The sequence below is a fragment of the Nitrospirota bacterium genome, assembly GCA_016212215.1.
In the GTDB taxonomy this organism is placed as follows: Bacteria; Nitrospirota; 9FT-COMBO-42-15; order HDB-SIOI813; family HDB-SIOI813; genus JACRGV01.
The window spans coordinates 1-11,023 of record JACRGV010000163.1 but is presented as its reverse complement, the minus strand read 5'-3'; the positions used below and the strand labels follow the sequence as shown (position 1 = coordinate 11,023).

14 protein-coding genes are annotated in these 11,023 nt (G+C 44.5%); 7 read left to right on the top strand and 7 right to left on the bottom strand.

The annotated features are described in order from the left end of the window. The 3 genes from nadE to HZA08_14730 all read left to right on the top strand — a co-directional run. On the top strand, positions 1-598 hold a 598-nt coding region (nadE, locus tag HZA08_14740; protein ID MBI5194673.1), incomplete at its 5' end, for an NAD(+) synthase. A gap of 207 nt (positions 599-805) precedes the next feature. After that, on the top strand, positions 806-2,218 hold the full coding sequence (gene glnA / locus HZA08_14735) for a type I glutamate--ammonia ligase (protein ID MBI5194672.1): 1,413 nt from the start codon (positions 806-808) through the stop codon (positions 2,216-2,218). Positions 2,219-2,385: 167 nt separating this feature from the next. Next, complete coding sequence (locus HZA08_14730) at positions 2,386-2,931, top strand: RDD family protein (GenBank protein MBI5194671.1); 546 nt, start codon at positions 2,386-2,388, stop codon at positions 2,929-2,931. Between the two features lie 22 nt (positions 2,932-2,953). Here HZA08_14730 and HZA08_14725 read toward each other — a convergent pair whose 3' ends face one another. Next, positions 2,954-3,175: a DUF2283 domain-containing protein gene (locus tag HZA08_14725; GenBank protein ID MBI5194670.1), complete on the bottom strand. Its 222-nt coding sequence runs from the start codon at positions 3,173-3,175 to the stop codon at positions 2,954-2,956. A gap of 1 nt (position 3,176) precedes the next feature. Then, positions 3,177-3,416 (bottom strand): DUF4258 domain-containing protein, encoded by a 240-nt coding sequence (locus HZA08_14720; protein ID MBI5194669.1) that lies wholly within the window; start codon positions 3,414-3,416, stop codon positions 3,177-3,179. Positions 3,417-3,504: 88 nt separating this feature from the next. Here HZA08_14720 and HZA08_14715 point away from each other — a divergent pair, with 88 nt between their 5' ends. After that, the gene (locus HZA08_14715) at positions 3,505-3,885 is read left to right on the top strand and encodes an RDD family protein (protein ID MBI5194668.1); all 381 of its coding nucleotides are present in this window, start codon (positions 3,505-3,507) and stop codon (positions 3,883-3,885) included. Here the strand turns inward: HZA08_14715 and HZA08_14710 are convergent. From HZA08_14710 to HZA08_14690, 5 genes are all read right to left on the bottom strand, one after another. Then, complete coding sequence (locus tag HZA08_14710; protein MBI5194667.1) at positions 3,851-4,687, bottom strand: hypothetical protein; 837 nt, start codon at positions 4,685-4,687, stop codon at positions 3,851-3,853. The genes HZA08_14715 and HZA08_14710 overlap by 35 nt on opposite strands. A 104-nt stretch (positions 4,688-4,791) precedes the next feature. Continuing rightward, the gene (locus tag HZA08_14705) at positions 4,792-5,616 is read right to left on the bottom strand and encodes an Ig-like domain-containing protein (GenBank protein MBI5194666.1); all 825 of its coding nucleotides are present in this window, start codon (positions 5,614-5,616) and stop codon (positions 4,792-4,794) included. A 163-nt stretch (positions 5,617-5,779) separates the two neighbouring features. Continuing rightward, positions 5,780-6,718: a hypothetical protein gene (locus tag HZA08_14700; GenBank protein MBI5194665.1), complete on the bottom strand. Its 939-nt coding sequence runs from the start codon at positions 6,716-6,718 to the stop codon at positions 5,780-5,782. Continuing rightward, positions 6,684-7,487 (bottom strand): ABC transporter permease, encoded by an 804-nt coding sequence (locus tag HZA08_14695; GenBank protein MBI5194664.1) that lies wholly within the window; start codon positions 7,485-7,487, stop codon positions 6,684-6,686. Before HZA08_14695 ends, HZA08_14700 begins: the two co-directional genes overlap by 35 nt. A 153-nt stretch (positions 7,488-7,640) precedes the next feature. After that, a complete protein-coding gene (locus tag HZA08_14690; protein MBI5194663.1) occupies positions 7,641-8,564 on the bottom strand; it encodes an ABC transporter permease in 924 nt (307 codons plus the stop codon). A 216-nt stretch (positions 8,565-8,780) separates the two neighbouring features. Here HZA08_14690 and HZA08_14685 point away from each other — a divergent pair, with 216 nt between their 5' ends. From HZA08_14685 to HZA08_14675, 3 genes are all read left to right on the top strand, one after another. Continuing rightward, on the top strand, positions 8,781-10,154 hold the full coding sequence (locus HZA08_14685; protein MBI5194662.1) for an MBL fold metallo-hydrolase: 1,374 nt from the start codon (positions 8,781-8,783) through the stop codon (positions 10,152-10,154). A 408-nt stretch (positions 10,155-10,562) separates the two neighbouring features. After that, positions 10,563-10,721 carry a hypothetical protein gene (locus HZA08_14680; protein ID MBI5194661.1) on the top strand — a complete coding sequence of 53 codons (159 nt, stop codon included), beginning with the start codon at positions 10,563-10,565 and terminating at the stop codon, positions 10,719-10,721. An 80-nt stretch (positions 10,722-10,801) separates the two neighbouring features. Beyond that, positions 10,802-11,017 (top strand): hypothetical protein, encoded by a 216-nt coding sequence (locus tag HZA08_14675; protein ID MBI5194660.1) that lies wholly within the window; start codon positions 10,802-10,804, stop codon positions 11,015-11,017. The last annotated feature ends 6 nt before the right edge of the window (positions 11,018-11,023 follow it).

Below are 11,023 nucleotides of genomic sequence, written 5' to 3'. Positions count from 1 at the left end.
TAATGATATTTTCAAGTTATATCTGGATACACTCTCAGGAGAGTTTAATAACATGAAACCTGATATAACAGAGGAAAATATTCAGGCGAGGATTCGCGGCAATATTATGATGGCACTGTCAAATAAGTTCGGCAGGCTTGTCCTGACTACAGGTAATAAAAGTGAGATGAGCGTCGGGTATGCGACGCTTTACGGTGATATGGCCGGCGGGTTTGCGGTTATTAAGGATGTCCCCAAGACGCTTGTTTACGAGCTTGTACGATACAGAAACAGCATGGATAAAGTTGGCGTACCGCCTGTCCCTGAACGTGTGATTATTAAAGCACCTACTGCTGAACTGCGGCCCGGGCAGAAGGACAGTGATACATTGCCTGAGTATGATATTCTGGACCCGATCCTGAATGCTTATATAGAAGAAGACAGGTCACTCAGGGAGATTGTGGCAATGGGATATGATGAAAAGACAACGGCAAAGGTTATCTCAATGGTAGACCGGAGCGAGTACAAACGCAGGCAGTCCCCTCCCGGAATAAAGATTACACCGAGGGCATTCGGTAAGGACTGGAGGGTGCCTGTGACGAACGGGTATAAAGGATAGTGAACCCTCATGAGCCGTGGGCTCACAAAGGGGCATGAAAATCAACGGGACAAGAATGTCCCGCCTATCCTCGTAGAAAGGGATAGGCGGGGTTATCTTACCCCGCCGGAGGTGATTTTCGGATGAACAGCGAGGAGTAAACAGCAAGCAGCTAACTGCTTACTGGAGATATTAACCATTTTATTTTAAAAAGGAGGTAAGTAAAAGATGACACCGCGTGAGGTATTGGAGTTTGCAAAAAAGAACAAGGCAGTAATGGTGGATATGAGGTTTATGGATTTTCCGGGTTTGTGGCAGCACTTTTCAGTTCCAATAAAGGTACTGGAGGTTTCCTTGTTTGAGGATGGGCTTGGGTTTGACGGCTCAAGTATCAGGGGATGGCAGGCTATCAATAACAGCGACATGCTGGTAATCCCGGATCCGAATACAGCATTTATGGACCCTTTTACCGAGCATCCTACTTTAACACTGATCTGTAATATTGTTGACCCTATTACAAGAGAACACTACAGCAGGGACCCCCGCTATATTGCACAGAAGGCTGAGGCATACCTTAAATCTACCAAGATAGCTGATACCATCTATATGGGGCCTGAGGCAGAGTTTTTTGTTTTTGATGACATCAGGTATGAGCAGAATGAACACTGCGGCTATTATTTTGTAGATTCATCAGAAGGTCAGTGGAATACCGGCAGACAGGAGAATCCGAACCTGGGATATAAACCAAGATACAAGGAAGGATACTTCCCGGTACCACCTGTTGACTCATTTCAGGATATGAGGTCAGAGATGGTGCTTACCATGCAGAATTGCGGTATTGATATAGAGGCCCAGCATCATGAGGTTGCTACAGCAGGTCAGAATGAGATTGACATGAGATTTGATACCCTGACCACTATTGCAGACAAGATGCTTATATACAAGTATATCGTAAAGATGGTAGCAAGAAGACATAACAAGACAGCAACCTTTATGCCTAAGCCGATATTCGGTGATAACGGTTCCGGTATGCATGTACATCAGAGCCTGTGGAAAGGCGCTAAACCGTTGTTCTCAGGCAATGAATATGCAGGCCTGAGCCAGATGGCCCTTTATTACATCGGAGGCATACTCAAACATGCACCTGCACTTGCAGCATTGACATCTCCTACAACAAACTCTTACAGAAGATTAGTGCCGGGCTTTGAGGCACCGGTGAATCTTGCCTATTCAAGCAGGAACAGGAGCGCATCTATCAGGATCCCGATGTACTCAGCAAACCCGAAGGCAAAGAGGGTAGAGGTAAGGTTCCCTGATGCATCCAGCAACCCATATCTTGCATTCTCTGCGATGCTGATGGCAGGGCTTGATGGTGTTGAAAATAAGATAGATCCGGGTGCCCCGCTTGATAAGGATATTTATGATATGAAGGCAGAAGAGCTTACTGAGGTACCATCTCTTCCAGGTTCACTTGATGAGGCACTGACAAATCTGGAGAATGATAAGGACTTCCTCCTCAAAGGCGGAGTATTCACAGAAGATGTGCTCGAGACATGGATTACATACAAGAGGACTAAAGAGGTGGATGCAATAAGACTGAGACCGCATCCGCATGAGTTTAATCTGTATTTTGATATTTAAACATTTCTCCCCATTTAAATTCCCCCCCTTTGTTTAAGGGGGGGCGAGGGGGGGTGACGCCTCCCCTAAAATAAAACTACTTCCCATTCTATATTGGTTAATGTAAAATACCCTTCAACTAAAAACAGACTAACATTAATATTTAGAAATATTTACCCAAATTATATATGCGGTGTCCGAGATGTGGTTATACTACTGATGAATTTGAGGCCTGCCCGCAGTGCTCAAACAGCTTTGAAACCGGCGGCGTTATAAATTTACATACCCTGCCAAAGGCAGGATTCTGGGTAAGGTTTGTTGCATTTGCAATTGACAATATTATAATATTCTTTTCAACAGCCTTTCTTGCCTTTATAGCAGGCCTCGCAGCAGGACTGGGCGGCCTGACAAGGGATTTACCCTCTGAAAATGTAGAACAGATGGCAACTATCTTCGGATTCTTCATAGGTATCTTTCTCGGTCCCTCCTATTTCACACTCTTCACCGGCTGGGAAGGGCAAACACCTGGAAAGAGAATTATGGGGCTAAAGGTAGTGCGAATGAAAGGCGGCCCCGTTACATACCCCAAAGCACTCCTTCGATACATCGGGTACTATATCTCCTTTTTACCCGCCGGCCTCGGATTTGTAATGATAGCCGTTGACAGAAACAAACGGGGACTGCACGACCTAATAGCAGGGACGTGTGTGATAAAGATAGGGAATAGTGAATAGTTAAGGGTGAATTATGTGTTTATCAGGCTACTGCCTTTTCAATAGGAATATTCTCAATTGTGATATTAAGAAGCTCTGATGGTTCAAGCCTTTCACTGGCATCAAGGATCTCTATTCCCACAATGTGCCTGCCCTCATCGAGGTCCACTGTAACACCTTCCTCGATATCTATAGAGTCTGCAATTTCTGCATTTCTGAGTTTTATGTAGAGTGCATCAACATCTTTGCTATATTCTATCTTCATTTTATTGCTCCTTAAAAGATTTTTTTCTCATGGTTACAGTAATGACGAGGATTTGTTCAGATTCTTCTTTAAACGTAACCCTTAAGAATCTATTGTTTATAAATTTGAATGCATTAATTCTTCCTTTTATACTGGGCTCTATATATTCCGGTTCTCTTAACGTTATTTCAGCCTCTTCTTCTTTTACCCTTCGTTCCTTCATCCTCCTTTTCGCATGACGGTCATACTTTATAGATTTCATAAAGATAAAATAGCAGGTTCCGGCAAAAGATTCAATACGTTTCCCCTGTTGTCTTTTAGATGAATTTAGGGAGGGCAATATATCTCCTGTGTCCGATCAGGCGGGATTTTATCGAAAGTGCAGGGAGCAGATGGCAACCATCTTCGGATTCTTCATAGGAGTTTTCTTTGGTCCAACCTACTTCACACTCTTCACCGGCTGGGAAGGGCAGACACCCGGCAAGAGACTGCTGGGGCTTAAAGTAGTGAGAATGAAAGGCGGCCCAGTCAGTTACCCTAAGGCACTACTGCGATACGTCGGGTACTATATCTCTTTTCTACCGGCCGGTCTCGGATTTATAATGATAGCAGTTGATAGAAACAAACGCGGACTGCACGACCTTATTGCGGGGACGTGCGTTGTAAAGATAGGGAATAGTGACCAGCATCCCCTCTCTAATCCTCAAAGCAGTATAATGCAAGGTTATTGAGACACTGTGAAAAACCGAGCTTTGACCAGTACCAGTTAGATAGGCTTGATTCACCGGAGACTCCTTCTGTTCCTGCTTGTAAACTGGTCCAGTCACTGCATGTACTGAATCTGCTGTATAGTTGGCCGTTGTTGTCCGTGCCTGTCCATGCAGCCGGATAAACATAAGTCCCTGTCTCTGTTTGGCTTATGGCTGTAAACAGTGAATTGTCTATGATGGCTGCCTTATTCTCGGCTGCCTTTACCCCGTCAGGTCTTACCCAGGGCCCGTTTGCAGTTAAACGGTCAATTGCATAAACAGTAGAATCAGATAACCATGCCTTGAAGTTTGCGGCATTCGGGAGTCCTCCTGCCTGTGCCCGCCCCCTGCATATTGCATCGCCTGCTGCAATGCCTGTATTCCCGCCTGCATCCGGCCATGTGCTCAGGTTGCCATTGCCTTTTACGGATGTAACAAATACCTTCTTTCCTGCTGATGCAAAGTTCGGGAGTGTCAGTCCTGTTCCTGTTTGCATACAGAGTAATCTCCATGACGAATCACAGCCTGTACTAAAATTTTGTGTCCAGCTATAAGTAGTACCATAGGAGTATCCGCCGATGCCGTTTGCCGTCCTGCTGTTGCTTGTAAAATCATAACATGATGCTGATGATGATTCATAAGTGCCGTCCTCTTTTGTTCCTGTCAGATAAGTCGCAGGATTTGATGTCACAGGATTGTTGAGTTCATCCGAAAATAACCCCAAGTAAGCAGTAAGCGGTAAGCAGTTAGCAGATAAAGACTGCCTTTCCTGTTTACTACTCACTGCTTACTGTTTACTATTTTCATTTCCCTTTGTGAGCGCCCCGCTCATGACGGTTCATCCGAAAATCACCTCCGGCGGGGTAAGAAAACCCCGCCTATCCATTTCTACGAGGATAGGCGGGACATTCTTGTCCCGCTGATTTTCATTCCCCTGAACGGTAACCCGTCCATCCTCAGCCATGGCCCTGCTTCAGCAGGCAAGGTTGTCTGTCCGCAGTTGTCAGCCTTTTTCCCTGTCAGATTGTGGATATGACAGTAGGCGTCGTTTGTGCTGTCGGAGAGCCATGCCGCATAAGTTCCGCTCAATCCTGCGGCATTGGCACGTGCCTGACATATCGTATCACCGGCGGCAATACCTGTCTTTTCTCCGGCATCTGCCCAGGTGCTAAGATTTCCATTGCCCCGTCCTGATGTAACAAAAGCTATCCGGTTTCCCGGTACCGCCGATGCCTCTGTTGTAAAGTTCCATATTAAGGCGCCGGGTAATGGATTTCCTGCAGTATCTTTTGCACCTGTGGTTATCGTGACAGCATAAGTCGTATTACCTGAAAGTGGAGGGTCAGGAGTAAATGTTGCTGTTTTAGTTGCGCTATCATAAGCCGTCCTGCCGGTAACGCCGTGATCAATAATGAATGTATTGGTATTTATCGTTGATGCGTCCATAGCCTCATTGAATGTAACGGTAATTGCGGAGTTAACAGATACACCGTTTACTTTATCAGCAGGATAATATGAAGATATTGCCGGAGGGGTACTATCACCAAGACAGACTCCCAATATACTCGGCGGTGGGTTTTCGTCGCATGAATACTTGCAGGTTAGTAAATGGGCATGGGCCGGGTTATCTTCAGGAATGTCTTTTGCTATCTCATCAGGTCCCTTTAAAAAGGTAAGCTCACCGGTTTCTTTATTAAATAAACATTGATCCATGCATCCGCTCTTTGCCTTTGAATCACATTTCCAGACAGGGGGCGTTGTTGCAGGTTGAAGTATTTCCTTATGTGACGGTTCAAGAACCTCACCGCTGTTCGGGTCCTTTACCTCGTTTGAAAAGATGCAGATATTGCAAGGCAGCGGGACATTAAACAGGTCTTCAGGAGTTCCCTACCCATCCGGGGAGTAATTCATAAGGGTCCTTTGGATATTTTACCTTACCGGAGGCCGTGACCTTTATAGTTGGAAGATATTCTTCATCTGATCTGGCAAGGTAATCAGTAAAATCTAATGACCCAAAATCAGGTCTGCTGAATGTACCGCTCTTGGGAGGACTCCATGGTTTCTGTGTTATCAGCCCCCTTGTCCCGAGCCCGAGCTGACTGATCCAGCCTGTCCTTTGATCCTTATAATTGCTGATTCCCAAAGACGCAGTGGTATCGTTTACACCATCAATTATCCCATATAGATCTGAATATTTAATCTCCGGTATCTCATTATCTTTTTCAGGAAGGATAACGTAAGTATAATCTTTGTAAAATGGTTTATCTGCAACAACCGTATTCGACTCATAAGTGAATTCCGGCTGAACTTCAAACACACCAATCGGTGTCTTGATGTTAAAGGCTGCGGGCTTGATTACAACATCAGTATCCTTTTCCTCGGTATATAGATTCAGACCGTAACCGTTTTGAATCAGATAACCTCCTGCATAAGGATGGGAATTAAATGACGTACCGTAATAGACCCTGTGAATATCAATGTTTTGTGTTATTGCATCAAATGTTCCGAGTACAGGCAGAGTGAAATTAACCTTACGGTAGCCCTTGAATCGGCCGTTTATCCTGTCGAAGTCAAGATAGCCGATCTCCTGTGATACCTTTACATCACCAAGTCCGATGCCTATTGAAACCTTTGAATTAACCGGGCCGCCGCCGGGGACTTTTGGGGAAAGCTCCCTGAGTGTACATATTGCGGCATTTGCCATCAGGTCACCGCTCCCGCCCCTGCCGTTCCAATTCGTTGAAGCCTGTTTTTGAAGGACACTGGCTGTGCCCGATATTCTAAAACCTTCCCTCCCATTTATCCCTGAGTGCATCACCAACAAGATTACATGCTAGTACTATCAGGAATATTGCAATCCCGGGGAAAAGCATCAGGTGAGGGAAGAATCTCATGGCAGACCAGCCGTCGTTTGCAAGGACTCCCCAACTGCTGAACGGCGGGGCAAGCCCTATTCCTACGAAACTCAGCGTGGATTCTGCAAGGATGGCAGAGGGGATGCGAAAGGTGAGTGTAACTATTAACACGCCGCTTAATCCCGGAAGGATATGCCGGAAGAGTATGCGCCGGTTGCTTACACCGATTGCTGTTGCTGCTTCAACATAAGGCATTTCTTTTAGTTTGAGTACCTCACCCCTGACAAGCCTTGCAACATTTACCCAGCTTACGATGCAGAGGGCAAGGAATATTCCCCAGAACCCTCTGCCGATTATGACTGTTATCAGGATTATCATTAGGAGGTCAGGTATTGCGTACAGCACATCCACTATACGCATAAGAACGTGGTCTGTCCGGCCCCCTTTGTAACCGGACACTGCCCCATAAAATGTCCCGATGACCAATGAGGCAAAGGATGTGAAGAAACCGATGGCAAGGGATACCTGTGTCCCATATATCATGCGGCTTAAAAGGTCCCGGCCGAGGTTGTCTGTACCGAATGGATGAGTCCAGTCAGGCCATCGCAGGATTACAGACATATCCTGTTGGTCATAAGAATACGGTGCAATCCATGGGGCAAAGACGGCCACAACGGCAGCGGATATTATTACTGCTAATCCAAAATATAAGGGAAAATTTCGTTTCATTTAATTAACCCCATCCCCACCCTAACCCTCCCCTTGAAGGGGAGGGAATAAACTTAGCCCACCCTCCCGTCAAGGGGGAGGGTATCTTCGTAGACGGCACCCCCGTCAATGGATGGGGTAATAAACTTCTTCCTTCTTTTCACAAATCACTATTCACTGTCTTCTCACCCTCGGATCAACCACGGCATATAACAGATCAACGCATATATTTGCCAGCACTATTAATACTGCATAAATAAGTGTTACTCCCATGATTAGCGGGTAGTCCCTGTTTATAACGGCGGTGACGAAGTATTTTCCCATGCCTGGTATAGAGAATATGTATTCAATAATGAATGAGCCTGTTATCAGTGCAGCAAGCAGGGGGCCTGATAAAGTTATCAAAGGTGATACAGCGTTTTTTAATACATGCTTGAGGTAGATACTGCTTAGCGGTAGTCCTTTTGCATAACATGTTCGTATGTAATCCTGTTTCAGTACATCAAGAAAACTGGATCTCATCAGCCTTGCAATATAAGCCGCCGGTGCTGCGGCAAGTGATACTGCCGGAAGGACTGAATAATCCCATCCCTCCCAAAGTGCAGGGGGAAAGATATGTAGAGATTGCGACAGGACAAGGATCAACAGGGCTGCAAGCACAAAGTGTGGAATGGAGACGCCGCCTACAGCCATGAGCATACTCGCCCTGTCAAGCCATGTATTGCGGTTTTGAGAGACTGCTGAAATAATACCTGTCCCTGTTCCAATTATGATTGCTGTAATGAATGCTATCAATCCGAGTTCTATAGAAACCGGAAATGTATCTTTAATCACATCATTAACCGACCGTCCTGTGTATTTATAAGAAGGCCCAAGGTCACCCTTAACAAGATTCCCAAGGTATAGTAAATACTGCTCAAGGAATGGTTTATCAAGATGGTACTTCTCTTCAATATTAGCCTTAATCTCAGGAGGAAGCTGTTTCTCCGTATCAAACGGCCCGCCCGGGACAACATGCATAATTATAAAAGTAATGGTCGCAACCGCCAATAATACAGGTATACCCCAGAGGAGTCTTTTAAGGATGAATGTCAGCATAAATTAAATTGTTAGTTTTTGAAAAAAGCTTTACCATTCGTTGATTTGCGTCGTACGGAATTATACTAATTGCCGGCAGTAAAATAAAGGATTAAAACAGACCATGCACAACTCTGTGATACTTTTTTATACCTTTAGTAATTAATTTCAGTTATAATCACCTTGAAATTCCTAAACAGTTTAAACGTTAGAGAATCCGGTGTAAACAGATTATATATGAACAGCGTATCATTACAATGCCTCGGTGCGGCAAAGACTGTGACAGGTTCAAAACACCTGCTCAGGACACCGGAACTGAATATCCTTGTTGATTGCGGGCTGTTTCAGGGTGTCAAATCACTGCGTTTAAAAAACCGTGAGCCTCTTCCTGTTGATATAAAAGACATCCATATTTTGTTACTTACTCATGCACATTTAGACCACACCGGCTATATCCCTCTGCTTGTCAGAAATGGGTTCAACGGCAGGATATTAATGACACCGCCTACAAGAGACCTTGCAGAGATTATATTACGGGACAGTGCAAAGATTCAGGAAGAAGATGCTGAGAGGGCCAACAGGCATGGATACAGCAGACACAAGCCCGCACTGCCTTTGTACACTGAGCAGGACGTTGAAGAGGCGCTCAGCTATTTTGAGGTGCATAATGATATGGAGTGGATTACACTATCAAAGAATATTAAAGTTCGTTTCCATAAAAATGGCCATATCCCAGGTTCTGTCTTTACAGAGTTTGAGTGTTACGGGAAGAAGATTCTTTTTTCCGGGGATATCGGCAGATGGAAATCTGCATTGATGGAACCCCCTTCTGTTATCAGGGAGGCTGATTATCTTATAATGGAATCAACTTATGGAAACCGCCTGCACAATCATGATATTCCGGAAGAACATCTTACAAATGTTATTAACCATACTGTTCAAAAAAAGGGAAATCTCTTAATCCCAAGCTTTGCTGTGGGAAGGGCACAGGAGATCATGTTGATGATAAATGAATTAAAAGAAAAATTGAAGATCCCTGATGTGCCTGTATTTCTTGATACACCAATGGGTGCTGATGCAACCGATGTTTTATTAAGGTATCCTGAATGGCACAAGTTATCCGATTATCAGTGCAGGGAGATTTGTAGTAACGTGACCATCAACAGAGACTTCAGAGGAACAAACGCTATAATCGGCAGGAACGGCAGTAAAATCATTATTGCCGGGAGCGGGATGCTTACGGGCGGCAGGGCTTTGGAATATCTTAAACACTATATCGGTGATAAAAGGAATACAATCCTGCTTGTGGGCTATCAGGCAGAGGGGACACGCGGAAGGGCGATTGAAGAAGGGGCGCATGAGATAAAGATGCACGGCAGATATTACCCTATCAGGGCAGAGGTTGAAGAAATATCATCACTTTCTGCACACGGAGACCAGCAGGAGATGTTAACCTGGCTGAAGAAATTTGATGTCAAACCAAAAAACATTTTTCTCGTCCATGGCGAGCCGAACGCCCTTGAGACCTTCAGGGTCAAAATAAAAGATGAAATACAGGTTGAAGCAGCTATACCTAATCAGTTTGAAGAAATTGAATTGTTTAAGCTGTAATGCATAGAGGACGATTTTCCTGTTTGCCGAATGTATCTGTATTTACCACACTACTGTGACTGGATATTTGGAAAAGGGGGGTAGTCGGTTAGCTCCACCTATGATTAAAATAAACGTCGAAATTAGCAGCTTACAATCATAGCCCCTTGTATCTGCTGTGTTTGCTGTTGCATCTAACCTGAGATATCGTCGCATTTGATCTCGAAACATTGGTAGGTGGAGCTAACCGACCACCCCCTTTTATTTAATATAAAGGAAAAAAGTATCTGTTTTCGTGATCACATTATAAGTAACCACATAGGCACGGAGATATAAAAATTGAGTAGAAATTCAACAAAGTCAGTAGTCTAATTATTTTATTCTCTGTGTCTCAGTCCCTCTGTGGTTTATGTTGTTTGAAAGGAGACAATGTCAAATACATATAAAGACCTTCTCGTAACGGTATCCAAACCGTCTCGTTATATGGGGCATGAGATAAATTCAATACAAAAAGATATGTCTGAGGTAAAGACAAGGGTTGCATTCCGGTTCGTGAAAGGAGTCCTGAGAAGATACTGGAGATTTTAGAGGACGTCCTTAAAAATACAGGCTATGAAGAGGTTACACTGTCTTCACTTAGAACAGGAGATTTCGGATGTCTTAGTGATATGATGGACACCCTTTTAAAAAAATATCCTGATGAGCATGTTTCCTTCTCACTCCCGTCTTTAAGGGTAGCGACATTGACTCCAACCCTTATTGACCAGATAACAACAGAAAAGAACTCAGGTTTCACAGTAGCCCCTGAGGCCGGTACAGACGGGCTGATGAAGGTAATTAACAAGGAGGGCGTATGTTTTCTTGGTTTGCCCTGCAAACTATAAGTGTGT